Source organism: Bacillus sp. XT-2 (assembly GCF_025696525.1).
Taxonomy (GTDB): Bacteria; Bacillota; Bacilli; order Bacillales; family Bacillaceae; genus Bacillus; species Bacillus halotolerans.
Genome location: NZ_JAHVOC010000003.1, coordinates 78,375 through 100,047, shown reverse-complemented (window position 1 = coordinate 100,047; position 21,673 = coordinate 78,375). Strand labels below are relative to the sequence as shown.

Sequence of the window (21,673 nt, the reverse complement as noted above, 5' to 3'; positions counted from 1 at the left end):
AAGCCTTTTTTAAAATCAAAAAGCTGTTAAGCTGGGTTAATTATAATCCAGCTTTAAAATTGACATAAGAAGGATGAGTCTATGCCAAACATTATTTTCAAAGAACAAGATAAAGTATGGTCTGCAGATCAAAAAATGTGGTATAAACGTATGCTTGATGTAGCAGATGAGATTATTAATATTGAAGAATTAGATAAATATAAAGTTAGTGGAGATGAACCAGGAGAGTTTTCACCAGCTAAGATGCAAAAACGAAATGAATACATGATTGATCACAGTGAAGCAATAGTAGCTGTTTATGATGGAACTAAAAGTGGCACAAGGACTGCTTAAATTATGCCCAAAGAGCTCATTTAGGGCATCAACTATGGAGGCTTCATCCCGATTATAGCTTTGAATTGGATATATCTTATACATCTTAATAACCCAGCGGGAGGTAATAAAGCATTGAATCCTTTTAACTACAGATCTGAACAGAGAGGATATGAGCAAGAATACTATGGGGGTTATTGTAATCAAGTGAGAAACCTTGGTTTAGTACCTATCCCATTTCACAGGTTTCAGGACTTTTTAAGAGAAAGCTACTATTCAACAAGAACAAAGAAGGAAAGAATGAGATTTCTAATAAAGATCACAGAATCACAATAAAAGGATTATTTTATCTAGAGAGGACTGGACAAAATAATCAATAATAATACTCTATCGTAAGTTCATATTTGAATAACATTGAATTTAAAAAGGGAGCTAGAAGCCCCCAATTGCGATCTTATATTCGTACACCTTCATAGTGCCCAATCCAATATCCATCTGAAACTTTCGTAATACCTTTTAAATACCAGCGATATCCGCCGTCTTCAAATGAGTTGGCAAAAATACCTGTACTGCTAGGTAAATCCCAAGTGATAGCTTGAGCTTTATAATCATCACTTGCAACATTAGCTATTCCCTGACTCGGGCTTGGGCTTGTACTTGCAGCGAATGCTGGAGATGCTGAAACAAGTAAACCTACAGATAATGCAATACCTGTTAATGCTTTTTTGTAACTCATGTAAATCCCCCATTCTTATAATTTTTTCTTGCAATTACATTATATGGTTTTGATGGATAGGGAAATAGCGAAATTACTCCCATATATATGGAAATTGTGTGTCGGTTAATGTCGTGATAGATGAGAAGGCAAATGGAGAGATGGATTATAGGATGGAATCATAAAAAATATAGAATAAAAATAAAATAAGTGGAGGTTATATTAGTGATAAAGAGGAATCTTCTTAGAAACCACGTTGATGAGATTATCGGAGAATATTACGCTGCTAAAGGACATTCAGTTCAGAGTATTGATCGCCAAGAAAATGGTCAACTAATTGTTGTTACGCAGCGAGCAGCTAAAGAACAGAAACAAGAAAAAGTCGATATTGCATTTGATTTTGTACATAGAAGACAGCATAAAAAGAAATGCCTTTCTTAAAACAAGAAAAAAGGAGCTAAAAAGCCCCTACCTTTAAATTTAAACAACTTTTGTATAAATAGCCATATAAAACTGAATTGAGTAATCGAAATAATATCTTGTAAGAGTATAAGTATATCCGTTGTATTCAATAGAAGGCTTGAAGTTTGGTATTGGGCTAAGCTGATATATGGTGTCATAATCATATTCATCACTTTTTACTACCACTTCAGACGAAGAACTTGTTGCCAAGGCAGGAACAGCGGATATTAGCATGCCAAATGTTAAAGCAGAACTCAATAAAATTTTTCGAGGGTTCAATTATATCAACTCCATTAACATTTTATACATTAATTATGAGGTAAATGGAAGTCGCTTCGGAAGTGAATAATGGATCATAAATAGTTAAAATCGTGATTTTAAACAGATAGGAGGAAACGAATGAATCAAGATATTCAGTTTTTAAAAGAGCTTCAAAATGAGTTGAAAACACAAGACAACGATTGTCAAGCTTCACCGCGGTATTGGACAGTCGGTGATTATGAATGGGCTGAAGCTCGGGAGGAAAACGCAGAACGCTATTCTGTATACCTGCCATATATTGCAGAATCATATGTTTTAGATGATTATCTAGAAGAAATAAAAGATGATAGTGAGCTGTCTAAGGAAGCCCTTATAGAGTTGCAAGAAATTGAGGATGACTATGACGATGTCATTGAGTGGATTCAAAAATACATTGATGAAGGAGCAGAACTAATTCCAGAAAGAAAGGTTCACATTATACAACCAGATACAATGTTTTTGACAAAAGCAGAAGCAAAGAGCCACTCAAATTGAATAAGCATCATTATACTTCAGAAGCTCATACGTACGCGATGACATCTTGGAGAGCGCCAAAAGTTGAAAGGTTGCTTAAAATTCTCGAAACGTTTGATTGGAGTTCAATAACGAAATCTAAATAAAAGATAGTTTTTAACCAGATAACTCAAGGGTACGCTACCCGCAAAAGATTTAGATTTTACAGGTAGCGAGTAAATTACAGATAGCGTCTTTATAGCCTGAAACGCCGTTTATCTTGAAAGTGATCGGGGTACTTCTTTTTTGGATTAAATGCAAGAAAAATTACAACAGCAATAAAACTATCCAAGCTCTTTTCAAACAACCAATTAAAGAATAAATCAAGTAAATAATTCATAACTATCTCCTCCATTAATTAAAATAAATTTGACATTCAACTTAGTAAGCAACAAAGGTATTTACAATTAACCTATGGAAATTAAGGTGAAAATTTAAATGGGAAATTAAAAAAAGGGGGAAATTTAAATGACGAAAAGCAATCAAAATGTTCACGTACTGGCTGACGAAACACTTGGCGGCGTCAAGCGCGAATATGTAGAGGTCAAAAGAAAGGCAAAAATTGGTGAGAAGGTAATTATCGTAGACGCTGATGTTCAAGACGAGGAACCGTATGATAACGGAGATATTTTCAAAGTAGAAAAAAAGTACGGGCTTTCTGAAACGGCTAGGAATAGGTGGTAATCCAATTGTCGGGAAATATATTTCTGCATTACACTTTATAATGTCTTCCTTTTCTTCTTTAGTTTGATCGCTATTTAGAAACTCTTCGCAATACTTTACTGTAAATAGCAAACCTTCTTTACTAATTTCCTCAATAAATTCGTCTAATGCGTGTTCAGGGGATCGGATATCTTGATGAAATGTTGCACCTAAAAAATTTTCTAATTCGTCTAAGAAATCATAACTTTCATCCATGATACTTCCTCTCTTTCTATTTGGTTGGATATCCTGTAAGAATAAAGTTACCGTTGTTATCTTTTTTGAGTATAATTTTTGCGTTTGTAACGTTTTCTACTAGTTCTGAATTTCTTGATACACTTCTACCGATTATTTCTCCATCGCCCTTGTATCTTAACATTAATTTAGGTTTTTTAGGATCATCAATCCAATTTTCGATTTTCTTTATATTTTTTGGATCGTTTAAAACTGAATTAGCAATTCTCTCAGCGGTAGCCCTGTCTTTGAAAGTAGATGAAGCTGTAATATGTGGGTTAGGATCAGTACTCAGTCTTTCTATTAATTCTTCGTCGGTCCTTCCAACGTGTCTTTCAATAAAATAAAAGAAAAAGCAAAACTTGAATCATTATTGAAGTGGCAAAAGACCCTCTCATAGAGAGGGTCTTTTAACTAATTAAGGTGCTGTTCCGCAATCAACTTTGTATTCGTCCTCTGTTACTTTCTTTGAATAACAGAGATAAGGAGTTTGACCAGTTTCACTTTTCCAAGCATTAAATAACATCAAAGAATAAAGACTCCCTGATGATTTGTCACTTTCCCTTTTTTGAAGGATTATGAAATAGCTTTGGTATGGGTATCCCATTTTATAGATTTCATGTCTTATGGCTCCTTTTTCTGAAGAAGTATTGAAAAAAACTGGTGAAAGGGGAGGCATTAAAATTAATATGATTAATACTGTTGCTAAAATAGATAGCAATATTTTGGTCCTTTTTCATTTTTTTCTACTATCCTTTTTTGTATTTGATTTTACGTTTTATTATTCATGTATTTTATGCCATATTTCCGTTGGTGTAAATGTAAAAGTTTCCTATATTCTGAAAACATGGATGGTGTTAAGAAAAAAGTTCTGTTGACTTCTTTATTTTGTTGCCTGTTGCCTTTGCTGTTTTTGTCGAATCATGTATTTGCCGCGTCTTCTGAAAATGAAGAAAAAGATAGAACGTATGTATCAAATGACATTGGTATGAAAGAGCTTAATACAATGTTAGAACAACAAAAAAGAGATTTTGAGAACAGTGAGCCTTTTGCTCATAAAGATGTTTCAAAATTAACTGATTCTGATGAAGGTATTTTGTTGTATTATGCTTTCACCACAGTTGACAAACAAAAGCTGCATAAATTTACATATAAAATTAGTGATGTCACTACTTATGAAGAAAACAATAAAACATTTGTAGAGGCCTATATTGTTAGAAACTTTGTTTTTGGTGAAGAAAAAGTAGATACAGGGTTAGGAGACAATATTAAATTAGAGATTTCTAATAATAATGTTTCCAAGAAACAAAGTCTTTCATCAGAAAGCAAAGTGGCACCTAAGACAAAAAAATCTTCTACGCTTCATTATGAGAATGAAGGTGACGATTCGTCAAATATAAAATTGGATGAGTTTTTAAAGAATTACAATCAAGAAGTTGAAGAAAATAAGGAACTGTCAACGCAACAAAAATCTGAAAAAAAGATCAACGGGGCGGAAGTCTCTGCATCTGCTGTAAAAGGATATAATCGTTGGAAAGCCATGGAATACGCTGACAAATATGCTTTTTCTCCAAATGAAAATTATAAATATTATAAAAATGGAGACTGTACTAACTTTGTATCTCAGGCTTTAAGAGCGGGTTCAATGCCTTATTTCAAAGAGTGGAAGCCTTATACAAATGCATGGATTAATGCAGGTTCTTTTAGAAACTATATTTTAGAACCTGGCGGCATAAAAATGAAAACTGTAAAAGACGTTTATACGAATGTTGCGCTTGGTGATGTATATCATTATGATACTAGGAATAAAATAGGTCTTCCTCGTTCTGATGGTTGGATGGAGCACACTGCTATTGTTACTAGCCGAGCTAATAATAAGATTCTTGTGAGTTACCATACTACCAATAGACACAATGTCCCTAGAGAGTATTACACTTCCAAAGAGGGTGGAAAACGTTACGCAAGTAGCATCCGTATGTAATTAAGATTTTTGATTTGATGAAAATTATATAATTTTAGGACGTGGTGGCGCTGTTGGACTTTTCATTTCCAAAATCGCCACCACTTTTTTTGTTTAGTGGCTGCGTGATATATCAAAATATCAAAAATAATCAATTATAAAAATGGAAAAGGGGAAGCTCGAGAAAATGCATATTTTTCATAAAGAAAAAGCCACCATTTACCTTCCATGTCCAAGCTCTTTTTAACAAGTGTTTGGTATAATTATCACAGGTAAAATAAACCGCTTTTAAGGACTTTCTGCCTAATTGAAAGAAATTATATAGTACATGTATGTTGTTAATTCTTTTGCTAATGAGCTGCTGAATTAAATTCTTATGTTTTTGTTTCCACGAATATTTCTTCTCCCTTATGCATCCCTGTTTCAAGTAAAGCTTTTCAGAAGATGCAGTACAAATAATGATCTCGTCTGTGATATATCAGCCACTATAGGTCTGAGAGTTCTCTCACATACTCTCTGGCTTCTTTTATAAAAACTGTTTTCGCAAGGGGTTATTGATTCATCCTATAAATGACATATAATAGAATCTAGGTGTTCTTGAGCGAAAGAGGCAGAATAAATGAAAAAAGTCGAAGTGAAAATAACGATATAATACAAGTTGTACTACAAATCAATTTCGATTGGAGGCAGATTGATGTGATAATTAAAATGACTCAATTTAATATGAAGGATTTTAATAAACCAAACGAAAGTTTCATTGTATCAGGTAGAATTATCCCAACATTTAAAAACAATGTTTGGAAATATACAGAAGAGATATTTTCTGAACCTTATTTCAAGAAATATGAAGATGATGAAATTGATATCAGTTATATTCAAGAAGAGGAGAAAGCTGTATTTTTTTATTACGTTGAAAACAACTGCGTTGGTCGGATTAAGCTTCGTTCTAATTGGAATGGATATGCACTAATTGAAGACATTGCTGTTGCAAAAGATTATAGAAAAAATGGTGTTGGGACGGCATTATTAAATAAAGCTATTGAGTGGGCAAAGGAGTATAACTTTAGTGGTCTTATGCTTGAAACACAAGATATTAATGTTTCAGCTTGTCATTTTTATGCCAAAAATAACTTTGTAATAGGTGCAGTCGATACTATGCTTTATTCAAACTTTCCAACAGCAAATGAAAATGCAATTTTTTGGTACTATAAATTTTAGTTTTAATAGATGCATTTCAATTATTTGAGAGAATTTGATGTATCGCCTTGTTGAAATGATGGACCATCAAACGGCGGTCTTTTTATATTCCCTTCAAGAATTCCACTGTGGTTGTATTTAATTTTTGCGCGCTAAAATAAGCATACTATTCATAAATATAGTCCACATTGCCAAACGCCTCCCTGGACTGGATTATATCGACTCCTAAATAGGGTGGTAAAGAAAGGTACGATCTATATGAAATCAGCGATTCTGAACCTTACATTATTGTTTATAGGGGGAGTATGGGCGATCGAAAAATGATTCTAAAACAGAAGTTGAAAATAAACAAAAAAGTATAAGAGGAACATTGATGTCAATACTTCCTCGTGATATGGCAACTGTTATTGAGAATTGCAATAATTATGTCACCAGAATTAGAAAAAATTAAAATAAAGTTCAGGAGAGCATATGCTAACAGTCTTCTATTTATCTCTTCGATCACCTTTATCAAATTCTAGTTGTAGCTTACCACTGTTACCAATTCCTTGGATCTCTTAGATGCATCTTCCCCATACGGTTGAACACAAGAATCTGCCTTTTTAGTCTCAGGAGTGTCAACTAGTAAGTAGCGAACTGAGTCTACATTTCCGTTGTAGTTAACTTTAATTGTGTATCCATCAATAGCTCTATCTAAAGTAACATCGACCAATTCCTTATCGTCTTTTACCTTAGATTTGTCCGCAGTTTTTTCTTTAGTAGATTCCTTTTCTTCTACGGTAATATTCCACCACAGAAAATGATGATTTAAACAAATCAGAAAAAGCCAAAACAATCGGATTAAAACCGATTGTTTTGTTGCTTCATAAGGAGGAAAAAATGAAAAGACTAAAGGCCCTTTTTATTCTGATGAGTATTCTTATAGTCACATGCTCTTGTGATTTACAACCGACAGGGAATAAGACAGAAAGGAACAACAATAAAACTGGATTAAAAAATATAAGTAAAGCAGATTTTATTGTTGGATTTTCACACACATTAGACAGAGGTTCTGAGTTAGCAATATATAAAGATGATGGATCAGTAGAGGATAGTATCATGATAAAGGACGGAATTAATCTTAGCACATCATCATACAATAAAGATGATACGTTTTTTTCTTCAAACAGAAGCAATAACCATTTTATGATCAATAACAAAACTGGACGTATTAAGAAATTTAATGATAAAAGCTTATCTAAAGCAACCGAAGATGAAGGAGCTTTTTTCATTAACACTTCAGAGAATTATGTGTTACATGATATAAACGTTGGGTACACTGACTCAGGATTACAAGGTGAATTGGTTTATTGGAAAGATGACAAACAAAAGAAAAACCAAATTAAACTTGATGGAGAGATTGTTTCAGCACAAGTCCTAGATAATAAAATTTACGCTATTACGAGTGATGAAGAGAATATGTCCGTCATCTCAATTAATCCAAAAACGAACAAGCAGGAAAAGAAGGCCTCCATTCCAAATAAAACTGTTTATTTCACAGATGATAAAGATGCATTCCAAACTTTTGATGAAAGAACATTTATGTTAGCTATTAATGATAATGTAAATGAAAAAGAAGCTTCAAAAATACTATTGATTGATAAGGAGACATTAAAAACCAAAAAAGAAGTTGTAATGGAGAATGGATTCATCCCAACAAAATTAAAGAGAATAAATGATGAGATCGTTGCTGTCTCATACAATGGAAAAGTTAGCTTTTTTGATGAAAATCTAAATAAGAAAAAATCTTTCAAATACTATGCAGGCAATAGTGAAATGTTATTAAATGATATTAAATTTGATGATAGTAACATGTACGTCCTTATCAAAGGGTTTGACATGCAAAAAGAAAATATCTTAGGGGAAATAACCTCCTATGACTTAAAATCAGGGAAAAAGGTTAACACAACACCATTAAAAGCGAAAAAAGAATGGGAAATTGCACGTTTTGAATTATTGCATAATGAATAAGATTAGGAGGATATCTCATTTGGGTGGTCCTGCATTTTTAATACTACTTGTACTGCCGGCTGTATCATTTATCTTAGGGATAATTGGATACTTTATTTTCAAAAGAGTATGGGTAACAACCTTGATTATATTCGTACTCTCTTTAGTTTTTATGCTAATTGAAATAGGATTAGAGCCAACTTTTTTAATCTGGGTGTCTATCATGACAGTTGTATGTTTTATATCTGGAATTCTAACTAAATCCATTGCAACTTTGATTAGAGGATAATAGTAGAAGCGAAGCGTTGCGATAACTTTGACAGCATTTTTTCGTACATTTCTTTCAATAAAACCCTAAGTAATATGGGAACTTGATTTGCTCCTAATTAACCTCCTTATATAAGGGGGTTTTATTTATTACCAACATTTACATCGAACTTTTGTTCTCGTTATATTGAATAAAGAACATTTGTTCTGTTAATATTAGATCAATAAAGGAGTGAGTCGATATACTTAGAGATCGAGGGACAATCAAATGGACATCAATGATGCTTCCAGAACATTTAACACAGCTTAAACAAGACTTACTTGATGTATCAAAAATTGAAAAGCCGTCCTTAGACGCTCAACAAATTGAAGAGATGGATATTATCGTCTCTGAAGCGCTAGAATTTAATAAAGAGCTGGTATTGAAGCTTTTTAACAATGGATTCGTTGAAAATGTCACCGGCAGAGTCCATTACATTAATTTTGAACAACAAAAGCTTCACGTTAAAGACCAGAACGACAATACAGTCTATATCAACATGAATAACATCATAGGAGTTACATACAATGATTGATTACTCACAATTTCCACGTAAGAATATACTTTGTGTCGATATGAAATCCTTTTATGCTTCTGTATCGGCTGTAACAATGGGGCTTAACCCTTTAACATGTTATCTTGCTGTTGTAGGGAATACGGAGAGACAGGGAAGTGTAGTATTAGCTGCATCTCCTGCACTTAAAAAAGATTTTGGAATCAAAACAGGATCGAGACTTTTTGAGATACCTGAAGATCCAAGGATACACATTGTAAATCCACAAATGAAGCTTTTCATCAGAGTTTCAACTGAAATTACAAAGCTGTTTTACAGATTTGTTCCTGAGAAATGTGTCCATACGTATTCAATTGATGAATCTTTTTTAGATGCAGGAAAAGAAGATCCTGAAGAAATGGCCAAAGCAATCCAAAGCAGCATGTGGAGAGAATTTGGTTTGATGTGCACAGTAGGCATTGGAGATAATATGTTGCTCAGTAAGCTTGCACTTGACCTAGAGAGTAAGAAAACGAAAAGTGGTATTGCACGTTGGAGATATGAAGATGTACCAAATAAACTCTGGAAGGTTCACCCGTTGTCTAAAATGTGGGGAATAGGAGGGAGGATGGAAAGAAATCTGAATCGGATGGGAATATCGACTGTAGGTCAGTTAGCTAAATTTCCTTTAGAGCTGCTTGAAAAGAAGTTCGGAATAATGGGAAACCAGTTGTACTACCATGCACATGGAATCGATTTATCAGAAATAGGTGCACCGATAATGCAAGGTCAGATTAGTTTTGGTAAGAGTCAGATCTTACTGAGGGATTACACAAGGAGAGAAGAAATTAAGGCTGTTCTTCTGGAGATTTGTGAGGAAGTCGCAAGAAGGGCACGTACACACAACAAAGTTGGTCGGACAATCAGCCTAGGAATTGGATACAGTAAAGATGAGCTTGGCGGTGGTTTTCATCGATCCAAAACAATTGATCTACCCACGAATATCACGATGGACATTTATGAATGTTGCTTGATGCTCTTTAATAAGTTTTACTCGGGGAAGACGGTGCGAAGTATCTCAGTTACGTTATCGAATATTGAGGATGATGTTAATCAGCAGTTAAGTTTATTTGAAGTAGATAATGAAAAGAGAAGGAGACTCGGGTTTGTGATGGATGGAATTAGAAGCAAATACGGATCGAAAGCGATTCTAAGAGCAGTTTCTTATACACCTGCAGGGACAGCACTTCACAGAGCTGGGCTAACAGGAGGGCACAATTCATAGCAAAAAAGAGATATCAGACTCATTAAGTTTAGATATTATAAAAAATTCTAAAAAATCAATTAATTGGTATTGAAAAAGAAAGAAGAAATGTTATAATTATGAAAAAGGGGGTGTGGTATTCTACATAAATATGAAAAATAATTTTCTTAAATTTATTTTATCTTTTAGCTTTTCAACTTTATCCGATACTCTGTATATAGTAGTTGCAACAACTTATATTTATTTCTTAACAGATTCGTTAACACTTGCCTCTTTGCCTGTCGTACTTGCAATGATAGCCTTTAGTGGAGGCAGCTTTTTTGTTGGATGGGTTTTGTCTTTAACATCAAATTTAAAAAAACTATATTTAATAAGCAGTATTATAAAGCTAGTTCTTCTCTTAATGTTTTTTATAGTTCTATATATAAATAACTTAAGTTTATACTTCTTGGTAATTACATTAATTCCATTCACTAGTGGCATCAATCAATCCTTAAATTATTCAATTATCCCGATTGTTGAAGATGATAATGTTAAAGGTAATAGTACTTTAACTATTACAAGGAATCTTATCAATCTAATTGCATGGTCTAGTGGTGGTATGTTAGTTTCCCTACTTAATTATAACTACGTAACAATCATATCTATAATTCTTCTATTACTCTCTATTATAATATTTAGCACCCTTGATAAAAATAAATTATACCTTGCCAATTATCAACAAACAAAGCAAAAGAAAAATTCAAAAAGTATACTAAAGCTAATTTTGAAAAATAAAAAGTTGAAGATGCTTTTTATTTCTGAAGTTTTTTTTCTTTTAGGAGGGGGAATTTGGACAAGCTCTTTCATACTTGCATATGTAATCAATGTTTTACATCGAAATGAGGTTTGGTGGGGTTATTTAACAGCTACGTTTTTATGCGGATCAATCATTGGCGGATTAGTTGTATTAAGGTTAAATAACTTCTTGAAAAAAAGGTTGCTTTTTTCCTTATTAATAGCTTCTATATTCTATTCAGTTGTGGTTTTAGGCTATATTTTGAATTCTAGCTTTTTTATTGCTGCACTTCTGTTTCTTCTGTTTGGTGTACCAACCAATTTAAAAGAAGTGGCACAAGTTACTATTATACAAAATAATGCTGGGAATACTGAGAATAAGGTAAAATTATTTTCTTTGTATAATGTAATGGATAGTGTTATACATGCCGGATCCATTGTAATACTGGGAAGAATTGCTGATTTGTATGGTATAGTTTCATCGTTTGGACTTTCATTTGTTTTATGTTCAGTAGGTTTGTTGATTATGTTAATTTACTTTCCGAAAATTAATTTAGATGACCACGAAAAATCAACTACAAATTATACAATTTAGGAGTGATTTAATTGAGAAGTAGAACAAGTGAAATCATAAAATCATCATATCCAACTGTGAATGATATTAATGAAATGTCGTATGTCGAGTTTTTAGCATTTTTAAACCAACCTAATATTCCACCAGGCGGCTTTCCTTCTATTAAAAAAGCAGTTGAACAATGTAATTTTGAACCAGGTTCACTCCTTCTAGATGCTGGTTGCAATACTGGTTTTGTTACACACGAATTGGCTCGTTTAACAGGGAGCAAAGTGATTGGTTTAGATATTAGTCATGAAATGATCAGCACTGCTAAAGAATATGCAAAGTTAAAAGATATCTCCTACCCAGGACTCACGACTTTTATGCAAGGTGATGCTACGAATTTAGTTTTCCCTGATGATTTATTTGATGGAGTTTTATGTGGAGGATCAACTGCTTTTATGGAAAATCCTAAACAAGCAATTAAAGAATATGCTCGAGTAGTTAGACCATGGGGATACATAGTTGAAATAGAATTTTATTATAAAGAAAAACCGCAGCCAGAGCTTTTAAACAGGGTTAACAGTACCCTAGGTACAAATATGAAGGCCTTCAGCAAAGCAGATTGGATTCAAGCGTTTGAAGATCAGGATAACCTTCAACAAGTATATTTCTATGATGGTGAGTTACAACATGCCGACGAATCAACAATTGAACAATATGTAGAACAAGAAGTAGAGAGTTTTGAAATACCACAAGAATTAAAGGGTGTGGTTAAAGATAAGTGGCTTGAGTTATATCAGGTACTATTTGAAAATCGGAAACTTTTAAATTATTGTATTTTGATATATAGAAAAGTTACTAAAGGTGCTTGGTGGTAATAATATGACAAATTGCGAAAAACCTGTAATTGATTACAAGAAAATATATATTCTTAAAGAGAGTACCATGATAACTAAAATTACTGAGAACTCTTTATGTATTTGCAATAGAGGAAGTGAGGAAGTTGAAATTGAAGGAGATCCAGATTTAATATTAGACTTTTTTGATTTCTTAAAAAAATCAATACCGCTTAATATTATTTGTGCATTTATGAATCGAGATCATAATATAGATCAAGAGGATTGCCTAGAGGTTGCGAAAATCTTATATGAAAATAGTTTGCTTGAAAAAAAGAAATTTCGGAAGAAAATTACCAACATAAAAAAATAAAAAAACGATACAGTAGACAACAAAGCTATTTTTCATTGTTTAATAATGATTATGATCAAAGTTTTATACAAATGAAGAATTTAATGAAAGCTCATGTAACACTAATCGGAATGGGAGGGATTGGATCTCCAGTTGCAGATTTACTAGTTAGAGCGGGTATTAAAAATATACGTTGTGTAGATGGAGATATTGTCGAGTTAAGTAATTTAAACAGACAAACTCTCTATAGTGAAAAAGACATCGGTAGATTAAAGGTTGAGGTCGCAAAGGAAAGACTCCAATCAATTGATAATGAAGTAAAAGTTGAATGTGTAAACGAAACAATTCATTCGGTAGAGCAAGCAAAACAAGTAATTAATAATTCTGATTTTGTTGTTGTGTCTGCTGACAGTCCTGTAGGTAAACTGCCTATGTGGATTAATGAAGCATGTGTATCAGAAAATGTCCCTGTTATCTTTACTGGTTACTCAGGCGATATCGGCGTAGTTGGACCATTGATTATTCCAAGAAAAACTCTATGCTTAAATTGTGATGAGCACTTTAGCACAAGAGTTGACTCCTCAATTTCAAACAACGTTAGAGAAAAAGTAAATTACTTTGATAATAAAATAACTCCTCCATCAATTGGTCCCATTTGTTTCTTAGTCTCTTCAATTGTTGCTCATGAAATAATTAAAGCGCTTGCGCAATTAACTATAACACCTATCACTATTAATAAAGTTTTAAATATCGATACTCGTAGCCTTAAGATTGATTTCCATGAGATTGAAAATGCTAAAAATCAGTGTACTTGTTACAAAATAACTGCAAATAATTAACTTGAAAGGGGGTGAATGTTAATGAAAGTTAAAAAAATTAAAAAGAAGAAACCTATTAAAATTGGATTTGATGGTCCCGTAATGAATTAATTCTAAGGGCGAGTCTTTATAAGGCTCGCTCTCATTATTATTTAAAAGGATGTATAAAAACAACATTTTAGGAAGTGGTTAATATGTCAATTGAAATTGAAGATATTAATTATTTATATAATATATTATATGAAATAATGCCACGGAGAACATCTAATGAAGTTTTGTCTATGGATTATTTAACTTTCTCAGCGTACATTGGTGATCCTAACGTAGCGCCCGGAGGATGGAATACTATAAAAAAATTAGTCGATAATTCAAACATTAATTCTAAATCAAATATTTTAGATATAGGTTCAAATACTGGACATTCAAGTTTTTTGTTGAAAATGCTCACAGATGCAAAAGTGACAGGGATTGATATCAGAAATGATCTTGTTGAAATAAGCAAGAAAATCTGTGATTATGTGGATCTAAATGTGGATTTTATTTGTGGTGATATTAAGGATATGCCATTTGAAAATAAAGAATTTACTCATATAATAACTACTGGTACATTGGCATTTTTATCGAACGGGCATCAAAAGGCATTAGAAGAAATGCATAGAGTACTGGTCAATAATGGGGTGGTTATTGACACATGTTTATATTATAAAATTAAACCGCCTGAGGATGTTATTAAGAGAGCATCTCAAAAACTTGAATCTGAACTATTGAATTATGACTTAAATCAATACAAAGAATTATATGAAAGATGCGGATTCAAATTATTTAATCAGGTTTCAATGTCAGAAGACTATAGTGATGTAGATATTAACAAAGTTATTGACCACATACTTTACAGGGAAGAAATATTATGCAGAGAAGAAAATATGCCAATTGGGGAAGATTATAAACTAGCCTTGAAAAACAGATTAACAGAAACGTTAACAGTATTTAAAGAAAATGAAAATTATTTATCTGGAGAAATACTATTTTTCCAAAAAAATGACTAAGCGAGCTGTTTGCTCGCTTGATTTATGTTGTTTTTATCATACTAAATACAACTAAATCTTGTGACTTTCCGTTTAAATATTCTGAATTCCGAAGTACTCCTTCTTTTACAAAGCCTAGCGCAATAGGTATTTGAATACTTTTTGTGTTTTCTGGATTACACCTTATTTCTATTCTGTTCAATTTTAATTTGCTAAAAGCGTAGTCAATTAAAAATTCAAGGCAGTTGGTAACTATTCCCTTGCCCTGGCTTTGTTCTTCTATCCAATACCCTATACTTGTTTTCCTATTGTCAAAATCAATTTCATGTAAACTTATCATCCCAACAATTTTCTCATTGTATAAAATTCCTAAGTTCAAACTTTCTTTCTCAATATATTCCTTTGCCCAAGATCTAATAATGCCATCATAAACAGTTTTCTTTTGAACAGAATCTACCCATGGTAGCCATTTCTTCAAATAGCTTCTGTTATTATCAACTAATCTAAATAAAGTATCTCTATCATCTAAATCTAACAACTTTAATTTTACTTTATTATTAACGTTAACAGTAAACATCTTATCACCTCTGATCAAGTGTTGAATTACATAGGGAAAGTTCATATAAATTTAAATTTTATTGGAAAGTAAAAGGTTCTTATAAAAACACAAAGTTAGTGAACACACTTACAAGACGGTTTTACTGAGCATGAAGAGTGAATTTTTTGATCTCACTCTTCATGCAATTACACTTAAGTTTCGGCTCTTTCAGCAACCTTGAACGTATCGTTTTGTTGTTGGAGATAGGAAGCACCCACTGTTCCGGCAACACCGAATAATAGAACTGCGCAGATAATTAGTTTTGTTTTCATATTGCTTCTCCCCTTTTAATTTGTCTTCTTGCTTCATTTGCCAAACGATAAAATTCAATTGCACCCCAAGCTTCTTTTTTTGCTGTAAGAAAATCAGCTACAACAACTCCATAGCTTTCCATATCAGGGTACATGCCTCTTTCTCTGAAGAACTGGAATGCTTCTCTTACTAAATTTAAATCTGAGTCCAAGAAAAGACCTTTAACCATTTTCAGCTTTTCAATAACTACTTCATTGTTATACTGTTCTGCTATTTGCTTTGATTGTTCATAAAACGCTTGAGCATTTTTAGTATCGTTTTGCCTTCCTTTTAAGAAGGAGATAACAAACAATGTTTTAGCTGCATAATCATGGTTTTCTGGTTCAATGATTTGGAGCGACTTATTAAAGTAAAAAAATGCTTTATCAAGTTCTTCCATTTGATTATAACATAATCCAATATTAAACAGTGCTGAACGTATCAAATGTCCACGATTCTTCTCATTTTTATTCAGCTCTTCTGCTTCTTGGTAAGCTTTATATGCTCGTTTTAACGCCTCATCAAACTTCATGCTATCCAGCAAATTGCCAAATATGACGAATTGACAACGTACTTTTTGTACACCGTATGTAGAGTTTCCATCAACATCAGGCTGCTTTTTAAAAATATTATAGGCTCTCATGGCATAATTCATTGAAAAATAAGTCTGTTTCATGTGGTAATACACTTCTGACAATTTAAAATAAAATTCAGCTTTTTCTACTTCAATGTCTTCGCTATCGATTGAGTCCAAATATTTCTCTGCTTGTCTATAGTGATTAAGAGAGAACGTCATTTCTTTTTGTCTAAAATAGAACATACCCATGAAAAAATAATAGTAATATTCGAGCATTCCTGTTAAGTTTTCATGACCTTCATATTCTTTTAACTCACCATAATTTTTCTCAATGTCTTTTATTGCGTTAGGATACATATACGCTAACATTAATTTATGTCTAAATTCGAGTAGAGAGTAGTATAGCAAGACATCTTGATTCTCTTCCATAATCTTTATTTCTTGCATAACTTCTTTTCGCATTTCCTCAGCTCTACCGACCCAATTTTTTTTAATTGCCACATACCAATGATTCATTTTTGTCGCCACTAAGTCATAGGGAATGGCTTTTTCAGTCTTCAAGTTTCAAACCCCTTTCTGTCCTTTTTATTATATAGTTGCACTGGAGGAAAGAAATGTAAAGTGATTTGTATGAAAATTACAAATAAAATGATTATAAGCGTGAAACTTGAAAAAACGAAAAAAATACCCTCCTCAATTAAGAGAAGGGTAGGGGTTTATCTCGGTGAATCATAATCCATTGCTTGTTCACTATCAGAAATACCTTGAGTTGTTGGATCAACGATGATACCCATTGCAGTTAAAAAAGTTAGAAGTGCATTAAATTTCTCTGTTAAATCGTCACCAAATACAGTTAAGTCGTATCCAAAAGCAGAGGCAATTGCCTGTACAAATAAAAGCGTGGCAGAGAAAATTGCCACAAGAAATGTTTTCTTTTTTAGTCTTACTTTCCAATTGATTTTAGTCATTTAATCGTCTCCTGTTCATTTTATTTGAGGCCAAAATGTATGAGTAACCATGCGCCGATAATTGTGGCAATTACACTTGGCAGCACCTTGAATACAAGGTCTTTTGTAAATTGTGAGGGATCAATTTTACGAGTAGAATCAGAGCGTTCCAATATTTCAACTCGATTGTCCAGTTTTTCATATGATTTGCTTAGATTTTTTAAACTGTTGCTCATTTCGTTTAGAGTGCTGAACTGTTCTCTTGATTGTGCTTGAGAGTCTTTATTAATTTCGACTTGTTGCTCAACAAGTGTTGCGATACGACCGATAACATTTGTTCTTTCTTCAAGAGAGTCAATCTTGTTATTAGTGTGTTTTGCTTTTTCTTCTAGTGCACTTAATCTTGAAATGGTGCTTTGCTCAAAGTTATCCATTTGTCCACCAACCTTTAATGAATATAGAAAGGTGACATTACATCACCTCCTAAAATTAAGAGGATAGTCACTGATACATTAGATCAACAAATATCCTCCGAGATTATTGAATATAATTAAATTTTTGAACCGAATTGTCCTGAGATGTATCCACGTTTACCGTTATAAATAACTTCCCAGTAACCTTTTGAATTGTTTTTACCTTTAACTGAACCAGAAATTGAAATAGTGCTTCCAAGCTTAACTGTGCCAATATTTTTAGAACTATTTCGATCAGGTTTGTCCATTACGATTGCTGCGCTTGATACACCGACAATTTTGATTTTTCCCACGGATTTAATAGATGAGGAGCTTGAAGAAGTTGATGTTGTTTTAGGGGAAGGTGAAGAGGTTTTAACTGATCCTGTAACATCAACATATTTGTCAGAAGCAGTGATGTAGTATGTAGCGCCTTTAGAGTTCTTAACTTTGTATTGATACGCAGATCCAACTTTAACTTTCTCTACAACTGTAGGGAATCCAACACCTTTATTTACTGTGCCGACAACATCTTTATCTTCCCAAGATGGTTTTGAATAGAAGCGAAGGCCGTCAACTTTGGATTTTAGTGAACCACTTGCTGCTGATGAAGAGGAAGGGGAGGATGTAGTTGGTTTAGTTGGCGAAGCTTTTGAAACAGATTTGCCTGACATTTTTGCCTTTATTCGATTTTTAAAGTCTACAAATTTTTGGCTGTTAGATACCCATGGTGCAGGGCAATTCTTATGGGTGATGTCATAATGACGAACAATATCATTAATAGGATCTAAACCAAACTTATTACATAATTCAACGAACACATCCTCAGTTCTTTCAACTGTATCTGAATGGAATGAACCGTCTTTCTCAAGGCACATCTCAACCCCAATAGATAAGAAGTTCGCATTTGGTTTCAGTGCAGCAACTCCTCGATAAGGATTTCCGGCACTATCTCTTTGCTGAATATCATTTGCATGATAAGCTACTTCATTTAACGGAATAATACAAATTGCTTCTGTCCTATCTACGAAAATGTGAGCTGATGCATAAACTTGCGCATTGCTGAAATATCTTCGGTGATTATCTGCACCGGCTCCCGGATTGGCTGTGTAATGAACAACTAACTTCTTAACACCATTTAACTTTAAACCAGGGCGAGTATATTTGTTTACTGGAATATAATTGTTTGTATAAGCTGACAAAAAACATCTCTCCTATAAATTAAAATTTGAACACAAAAAAGAGAGAAGGGGATTGACCCAATCTCTCATTTAGAAAACTTTCTATATTCGATTTAAATACATAAAACACATTGCTGTTTAAATTAATTCCGTAGTATAATTTTACCATCACGTCACGGAGGTAAGGGGAATGGACTTTGTAAGAGTAGAGGTTGAGCGAAGACGGATGACTCCAAAACGATGGATTCCTCGTTTGTTTATGTTTACTGTTGGTTTAGTGCTTTTTTTAATAAGTATTATCTTAATTATTTCTATAATCGGTATCCTGCCGGGATTGGGTCTGGGTTCACTCAGCGTCTTTCTTATCTTTGGAGCCTTTTTTGGAGGAGAGCGTCTAGAGTGTCCGCGATGTGAATTTAAAAACAATTTTGTAATGTACGGAAAACACAATGTTACTTGTCGTAAATGCAAGCAGAATATAGCGATAGATTGGAAGAAGCCTCGTTCTTAGCGGATGAGGTTTTATTTTATCTAGAACATAACCACCTCCTTAATATCGAAATACTAGTTGCATATTCGTTTCAGACTTAGATTAGTTACTTCTTGTTGACTAATATCTTCATTACTGTTTTGCGGGGTACTCTTTCTTAGTTCCAGTAAAGATTCAGTGAGAGTTTGTAGCTGTTAACAAAAAAGATAGAAGGTGGAACCTCCTATCTTTTTATCCTCCCTATTCTTACGAACTCGCCAATTAAAGAGCCAACAATGAAAATAGCCAGTGGAATCACAGTAAACTTGTTCCCCAGTACCCCCATGTAAACGAAATAGCAAGCACATAAAACAAGGAAAAAAGGATATATCTTTTTATTATCCTATTAATAACTGTTGTTTTTTCTTGTTGCATATTTTCACCTCGTTTTTATGGCCGACAACTTGCCGGAATTGGTCTGCTTCCAAAGAATTTAGCGCTGTCTGCTGTTCTTAAGACTTTCTTTCTTGACGAGTCTTCATAGAATTTTGTTCTATTGGCATAAGGTTATGCATTACATTTAAAGGCATAACGATACTGGAATACCGTATAATATGCAGTTGTTTGTGTACCTGCTAAAAATGATACAATACTTAGTATGACATTGTAAGGTGCTTTTTTGAGACTGCGGCGATTGCTGCGGTAGCAACACCAACTGAAACTCCCTTCAAATTGTATTTATAATTGTATTTACCCATGTATTTTCCACCTGGGGGAATCTTCATAGTTGATGCATTTGAGGGTGATAAAATTCCATCTTCTTGCTTGATCAGATTATCGATAAATTTGAATTAGGAGATTACAAATGCAAAAAATTGAAACCCACCGATTAATTTTAAGAAATTTTTGCGAGGCAGATTCTCAAGGCTTGTTGGAATATTCGGCTAATCCAAGAGTGAACTGCTTTCTTGATGACAGAATTTCTACGTTAGAAGAAGCTGTCTTAAGAGTGCAAAATAGAAGCAAAGATGACTCTTATATTGCAGTCTGCTTAAAAGATAGTGATGATATAATAGGAGAACTATTTTATTTTAAAGAAGAGCCAGATACCTATTCTATTTGTTGGAATTTCAATACTCAATTCGAAGGGATGGGATACGCAAGTGAAAGTGCGAAGGCTTTCTTAAAGTATCTCTTTTTGCAAAAAGGAGCAAGAAGGCTTTATGCATATGTTGAAGATGATAACTATAGGTCTCAAAAATTATGTGAAAGATTAGGTATGCGTAAAGAAGGTTATTTTCTTGAATTTATTTCATTTACTAAATACGAGGATGGAACACCTAAATATGAAAACACTTTTCAATATGCATTGCTAAAAAAAGAATGGTTAAAACAACAGCCCAGTTAATAGAATTTAGGGGGAATAGTCTCTCTCTTTTCACCCTAAAGTTTATGAAGAAATATACTTAAATAAAACGGGGAGCTATAAGGAGACTTATACGAATTAAACACAATGTTAAAGTATTGTTGCTTTTCCGAGTAAGCATCCTCAATCTAAATAAAATAATGGTTATAAAACAAAAGTTTGCAAATTAGGGAGAGAACATGCTTAATGCAGGTTCTTTTTTTATTCAATTATTAAATCATTTGAATAATTGTCGATATTTAACATGTGTAAAGATGGAAAGGGTGCTCTAAGATTATAAAAAGCTCTGAAAGGATTGTGGTTATCGGTGGTAAATGTAAACTCAAGTGATCTTATTTATGATCCAAAATTCTTAGCATTTTGCAGTTTGGCTACTGAAGGGTATGGAGGGAATAATCCAACTCCTTCATCCATTAGTTTTAGTGAATTCTGTGAAAAACTTGAGAAAAATGAGGTAGTTGAACCCGAGAATAAAAAAAGCTCACTTGACATAAATAAGTCTTTAGATTATTGGAAATCTAGATTAAATGGTGGAGGTAGTCTTTCTGCAATGGATTTGAAGGTATTAGATATTATTAAAAAAGCTTACAACTTAGGTATGGTTAACAAAGATAACATGCTACTACGTAACGAAGCAATTAGTGCTTACAAGAACTCAATTTGAATATGAAAATAGCGCCCTTTTAATTATTGAATTTATTTTCTTGTATATGCTCCTCATGTTCTCTGATGCTGCTATGTCTTGTTTGAATAACAATTGCTATGACCGCAGATTAAGTTGGTGCATAAAAAGGAAGGGTATGAACCCTTTCCTTTTTATATTAGTATTATTGATAATAGCTAAAACAGTTTTTATGGCCAGTATCGTTGCGTGTTGCCATCTTCCCCCTCAAACACTCCTCATCAAACAGTTGTAT

General features: G+C 33.1%; 27 protein-coding genes and 4 pseudogenes. 18 read left to right on the top strand and 13 right to left on the bottom strand.

What is annotated here, in order from left to right:
* Positions 1 to 84: 84 nt before the first annotated feature.
* A pseudogene (locus KXD37_RS10495) lies at positions 85 to 422 on the top strand (SLOG family protein); the annotation flags it as partial.
* 344 nt (positions 423 to 766) lie between these two features.
* On the opposite strand, the gene KXD37_RS10490 reads toward KXD37_RS10495, so the two are convergent.
* Positions 767 to 1,048, bottom strand: coding sequence for an LCI fold-containing protein (locus KXD37_RS10490; RefSeq protein WP_101861264.1), 282 nt, complete (start codon positions 1,046 to 1,048; stop codon positions 767 to 769).
* Positions 1,049 to 1,246: 198 nt separating this feature from the next.
* Here KXD37_RS10490 and KXD37_RS10485 point away from each other — a divergent pair, with 198 nt between their 5' ends.
* Positions 1,247 to 1,468 carry a hypothetical protein gene (locus KXD37_RS10485; protein WP_081638308.1) on the top strand — a complete coding sequence of 74 codons (222 nt, stop codon included), beginning with the start codon at positions 1,247 to 1,249 and terminating at the stop codon, positions 1,466 to 1,468.
* Positions 1,469 to 1,507: 39 nt separating this feature from the next.
* Here the strand turns inward: KXD37_RS10485 and KXD37_RS10480 are convergent, their stop codons facing one another.
* Positions 1,508 to 1,768, bottom strand: a complete 261-nt coding sequence (locus tag KXD37_RS10480) for a hypothetical protein (RefSeq protein ID WP_254518245.1) — start codon at positions 1,766 to 1,768, stop codon at positions 1,508 to 1,510.
* A gap of 120 nt (positions 1,769 to 1,888) precedes the next feature.
* Between KXD37_RS10480 and KXD37_RS10475 the strand changes: the two are divergent.
* Positions 1,889 to 2,409, top strand: a pseudogene (locus tag KXD37_RS10475) (hypothetical protein).
* A gap of 89 nt (positions 2,410 to 2,498) precedes the next feature.
* Here KXD37_RS10475 and KXD37_RS10470 read toward each other — a convergent pair.
* Positions 2,499 to 2,642, bottom strand: coding sequence for a hypothetical protein (locus KXD37_RS10470; RefSeq protein WP_180948931.1), 144 nt, complete (start codon positions 2,640 to 2,642; stop codon positions 2,499 to 2,501).
* A gap of 128 nt (positions 2,643 to 2,770) precedes the next feature.
* Here KXD37_RS10470 and KXD37_RS10465 point away from each other — a divergent pair, with 128 nt between their 5' ends.
* Complete coding sequence (locus KXD37_RS10465; RefSeq protein WP_263463543.1) at positions 2,771 to 2,986, top strand: hypothetical protein; 216 nt, start codon at positions 2,771 to 2,773, stop codon at positions 2,984 to 2,986.
* On the opposite strand, the pseudogene KXD37_RS10460 reads toward KXD37_RS10465, so the two are convergent.
* From KXD37_RS10460 to KXD37_RS10450, 3 genes and pseudogenes are all read right to left on the bottom strand, one after another.
* A pseudogene (locus KXD37_RS10460) lies at positions 2,975 to 3,220 on the bottom strand (contact-dependent growth inhibition system immunity protein); the annotation flags it as partial. The gene KXD37_RS10465 and the pseudogene KXD37_RS10460 overlap by 12 nt on opposite strands.
* 16 nt (positions 3,221 to 3,236) lie before the next feature.
* Positions 3,237 to 3,578 (bottom strand): RNase A-like domain-containing protein, encoded by a 342-nt coding sequence (locus KXD37_RS10455; protein ID WP_263463539.1) that lies wholly within the window; start codon positions 3,576 to 3,578, stop codon positions 3,237 to 3,239.
* Positions 3,579 to 3,656: 78 nt separating this feature from the next.
* Positions 3,657 to 3,917, bottom strand: a complete 261-nt coding sequence (locus KXD37_RS10450) for a hypothetical protein (protein ID WP_254518299.1) — start codon at positions 3,915 to 3,917, stop codon at positions 3,657 to 3,659.
* Positions 3,918 to 4,244: 327 nt separating this feature from the next.
* On the opposite strand from KXD37_RS10450, the gene KXD37_RS10445 reads away from it, so the two are divergent.
* Positions 4,245 to 5,219 (top strand): amidase domain-containing protein, encoded by a 975-nt coding sequence (locus tag KXD37_RS10445; protein ID WP_254518246.1) that lies wholly within the window; start codon positions 4,245 to 4,247, stop codon positions 5,217 to 5,219.
* A gap of 62 nt (positions 5,220 to 5,281) precedes the next feature.
* Here the strand turns inward: KXD37_RS10445 and KXD37_RS24110 are convergent, their stop codons facing one another.
* On the bottom strand, positions 5,282 to 5,335 hold the full coding sequence (locus tag KXD37_RS24110) for a hypothetical protein (RefSeq protein ID WP_373690333.1): 54 nt from the start codon (positions 5,333 to 5,335) through the stop codon (positions 5,282 to 5,284).
* A gap of 559 nt (positions 5,336 to 5,894) precedes the next feature.
* Between KXD37_RS24110 and satA the strand changes: the two genes are divergently transcribed.
* Positions 5,895 to 6,416 (top strand): streptothricin N-acetyltransferase SatA, encoded by a 522-nt coding sequence (gene satA / locus KXD37_RS10440; RefSeq protein WP_024121525.1) that lies wholly within the window; start codon positions 5,895 to 5,897, stop codon positions 6,414 to 6,416.
* Positions 6,417 to 6,883: 467 nt separating this feature from the next.
* Here the strand turns inward: satA and KXD37_RS10435 are convergent.
* Positions 6,884 to 7,170: pseudogene (locus tag KXD37_RS10435) on the bottom strand (thermonuclease family protein); the annotation flags it as partial.
* A 104-nt stretch (positions 7,171 to 7,274) separates the two neighbouring features.
* Here KXD37_RS10435 and KXD37_RS10430 point away from each other — a divergent pair.
* The 9 genes from KXD37_RS10430 to KXD37_RS10390 all read left to right on the top strand — a co-directional run bounded on the left by KXD37_RS10430 (position 7,275) and on the right by KXD37_RS10390 (position 14,836).
* On the top strand, positions 7,275 to 8,405 hold the full coding sequence (locus tag KXD37_RS10430) for a hypothetical protein (RefSeq protein WP_024121526.1): 1,131 nt from the start codon (positions 7,275 to 7,277) through the stop codon (positions 8,403 to 8,405).
* Between the two features lie 19 nt (positions 8,406 to 8,424).
* Positions 8,425 to 8,673: a DUF2651 family protein gene (locus KXD37_RS10425; RefSeq protein WP_024121527.1), complete on the top strand. Its 249-nt coding sequence runs from the start codon at positions 8,425 to 8,427 to the stop codon at positions 8,671 to 8,673.
* A 259-nt stretch (positions 8,674 to 8,932) separates the two neighbouring features.
* Positions 8,933 to 9,226: a YolD-like family protein gene (locus KXD37_RS10420; RefSeq protein ID WP_081720806.1), complete on the top strand. Its 294-nt coding sequence runs from the start codon at positions 8,933 to 8,935 to the stop codon at positions 9,224 to 9,226.
* Positions 9,219 to 10,469, top strand: a complete 1,251-nt coding sequence (locus tag KXD37_RS10415) for a DNA polymerase thumb domain-containing protein (protein WP_254518248.1) — start codon at positions 9,219 to 9,221, stop codon at positions 10,467 to 10,469. Before KXD37_RS10420 ends, KXD37_RS10415 begins: the two co-directional genes overlap by 8 nt.
* A gap of 112 nt (positions 10,470 to 10,581) precedes the next feature.
* Complete coding sequence (locus KXD37_RS10410) at positions 10,582 to 11,820, top strand: MFS transporter (protein ID WP_254518249.1); 1,239 nt, start codon at positions 10,582 to 10,584, stop codon at positions 11,818 to 11,820.
* Between the two features lie 11 nt (positions 11,821 to 11,831).
* On the top strand, positions 11,832 to 12,662 hold the full coding sequence (locus tag KXD37_RS10405; RefSeq protein WP_254518250.1) for a class I SAM-dependent methyltransferase: 831 nt from the start codon (positions 11,832 to 11,834) through the stop codon (positions 12,660 to 12,662).
* 4 nt (positions 12,663 to 12,666) lie between these two features.
* Complete coding sequence (locus KXD37_RS10400; protein WP_263463516.1) at positions 12,667 to 12,993, top strand: hypothetical protein; 327 nt, start codon at positions 12,667 to 12,669, stop codon at positions 12,991 to 12,993.
* A gap of 35 nt (positions 12,994 to 13,028) precedes the next feature.
* Positions 13,029 to 13,811 carry a HesA/MoeB/ThiF family protein gene (locus KXD37_RS10395; protein ID WP_411910718.1) on the top strand — a complete coding sequence of 261 codons (783 nt, stop codon included), beginning with the start codon at positions 13,029 to 13,031 and terminating at the stop codon, positions 13,809 to 13,811.
* A 173-nt stretch (positions 13,812 to 13,984) separates the two neighbouring features.
* Positions 13,985 to 14,836 carry a class I SAM-dependent methyltransferase gene (locus KXD37_RS10390; RefSeq protein WP_254518252.1) on the top strand — a complete coding sequence of 284 codons (852 nt, stop codon included), beginning with the start codon at positions 13,985 to 13,987 and terminating at the stop codon, positions 14,834 to 14,836.
* Between the two features lie 22 nt (positions 14,837 to 14,858).
* Here the strand turns inward: KXD37_RS10390 and KXD37_RS10385 are convergent, their stop codons facing one another.
* From KXD37_RS10385 to blyA, 5 genes are all read right to left on the bottom strand, one after another.
* On the bottom strand, positions 14,859 to 15,392 hold the full coding sequence (locus KXD37_RS10385; RefSeq protein WP_254518253.1) for a GNAT family N-acetyltransferase: 534 nt from the start codon (positions 15,390 to 15,392) through the stop codon (positions 14,859 to 14,861).
* Between the two features lie 289 nt (positions 15,393 to 15,681).
* Complete coding sequence (locus KXD37_RS10380) at positions 15,682 to 16,842, bottom strand: Rap family tetratricopeptide repeat protein (RefSeq protein WP_254518254.1); 1,161 nt, start codon at positions 16,840 to 16,842, stop codon at positions 15,682 to 15,684.
* 155 nt (positions 16,843 to 16,997) lie between these two features.
* Positions 16,998 to 17,249 carry a phage holin gene (locus KXD37_RS10375; RefSeq protein WP_017696899.1) on the bottom strand — a complete coding sequence of 84 codons (252 nt, stop codon included), beginning with the start codon at positions 17,247 to 17,249 and terminating at the stop codon, positions 16,998 to 17,000.
* 20 nt (positions 17,250 to 17,269) lie between these two features.
* Positions 17,270 to 17,662, bottom strand: coding sequence for a hypothetical protein (locus KXD37_RS10370; RefSeq protein WP_017696898.1), 393 nt, complete (start codon positions 17,660 to 17,662; stop codon positions 17,270 to 17,272).
* A gap of 116 nt (positions 17,663 to 17,778) precedes the next feature.
* Positions 17,779 to 18,882, bottom strand: a complete 1,104-nt coding sequence (gene blyA, locus KXD37_RS10365) for an N-acetylmuramoyl-L-alanine amidase BlyA (protein WP_254518255.1) — start codon at positions 18,880 to 18,882, stop codon at positions 17,779 to 17,781.
* Positions 18,883 to 19,051: 169 nt separating this feature from the next.
* Between blyA and KXD37_RS10360 the strand changes: the two genes are divergently transcribed.
* The 3 genes from KXD37_RS10360 to KXD37_RS10350 all read left to right on the top strand — a co-directional run bounded on the left by KXD37_RS10360 (position 19,052) and on the right by KXD37_RS10350 (position 21,420).
* Complete coding sequence (locus tag KXD37_RS10360; protein ID WP_024121532.1) at positions 19,052 to 19,372, top strand: hypothetical protein; 321 nt, start codon at positions 19,052 to 19,054, stop codon at positions 19,370 to 19,372.
* 823 nt (positions 19,373 to 20,195) lie between these two features.
* Positions 20,196 to 20,738: a GNAT family N-acetyltransferase gene (locus KXD37_RS10355; protein WP_263463515.1), complete on the top strand. Its 543-nt coding sequence runs from the start codon at positions 20,196 to 20,198 to the stop codon at positions 20,736 to 20,738.
* A 325-nt stretch (positions 20,739 to 21,063) separates the two neighbouring features.
* The gene (locus KXD37_RS10350; protein ID WP_024121536.1) at positions 21,064 to 21,420 is read left to right on the top strand and encodes a hypothetical protein; all 357 of its coding nucleotides are present in this window, start codon (positions 21,064 to 21,066) and stop codon (positions 21,418 to 21,420) included.
* The last annotated feature ends 253 nt before the right edge of the window (positions 21,421 to 21,673 follow it).

What these genes read in the sequence shown, in the direction of transcription:
- KXD37_RS10390 (WP_254518252.1), top strand. Translation starts at nt 13,985, where the DNA reads ATGTCAATTGAAATTGAAGATATTAATTATTTATATAATATATTATAT.
- KXD37_RS10360 (WP_024121532.1), top strand. Translation starts at nt 19,052, where the DNA reads ATGGACTTTGTAAGAGTAGAGGTTGAGCGAAGACGGATGACTCCAAAA.
- KXD37_RS10450 (WP_254518299.1), bottom strand. Translation starts at nt 3,917, where the DNA reads ATGCCTCCCCTTTCACCAGTTTTTTTCAATACTTCTTCAGAAAAAGGA.
- KXD37_RS10420 (WP_081720806.1), top strand. Translation starts at nt 8,933, where the DNA reads ATGCTTCCAGAACATTTAACACAGCTTAAACAAGACTTACTTGATGTA.
- KXD37_RS10375 (WP_017696899.1), bottom strand. Translation starts at nt 17,249, where the DNA reads ATGACTAAAATCAATTGGAAAGTAAGACTAAAAAAGAAAACATTTCTT.
- KXD37_RS10415 (WP_254518248.1), top strand. Translation starts at nt 9,219, where the DNA reads ATGATTGATTACTCACAATTTCCACGTAAGAATATACTTTGTGTCGAT.
- KXD37_RS10385 (WP_254518253.1), bottom strand. Translation starts at nt 15,392, where the DNA reads ATGTTTACTGTTAACGTTAATAATAAAGTAAAATTAAAGTTGTTAGAT.
- KXD37_RS10430 (WP_024121526.1), top strand. Translation starts at nt 7,275, where the DNA reads ATGAAAAGACTAAAGGCCCTTTTTATTCTGATGAGTATTCTTATAGTC.
- KXD37_RS10370 (WP_017696898.1), bottom strand. Translation starts at nt 17,662, where the DNA reads ATGGATAACTTTGAGCAAAGCACCATTTCAAGATTAAGTGCACTAGAA.
- KXD37_RS10400 (WP_263463516.1), top strand. Translation starts at nt 12,667, where the DNA reads ATGACAAATTGCGAAAAACCTGTAATTGATTACAAGAAAATATATATT.
- KXD37_RS10445 (WP_254518246.1), top strand. Translation starts at nt 4,245, where the DNA reads ATGTTAGAACAACAAAAAAGAGATTTTGAGAACAGTGAGCCTTTTGCT.
- KXD37_RS10465 (WP_263463543.1), top strand. Translation starts at nt 2,771, where the DNA reads ATGACGAAAAGCAATCAAAATGTTCACGTACTGGCTGACGAAACACTT.
- KXD37_RS10490 (WP_101861264.1), bottom strand. Translation starts at nt 1,048, where the DNA reads ATGAGTTACAAAAAAGCATTAACAGGTATTGCATTATCTGTAGGTTTA.
- KXD37_RS10355 (WP_263463515.1), top strand. Translation starts at nt 20,196, where the DNA reads ATGCAAAAAATTGAAACCCACCGATTAATTTTAAGAAATTTTTGCGAG.
- KXD37_RS10470 (WP_180948931.1), bottom strand. Translation starts at nt 2,642, where the DNA reads ATGAATTATTTACTTGATTTATTCTTTAATTGGTTGTTTGAAAAGAGC.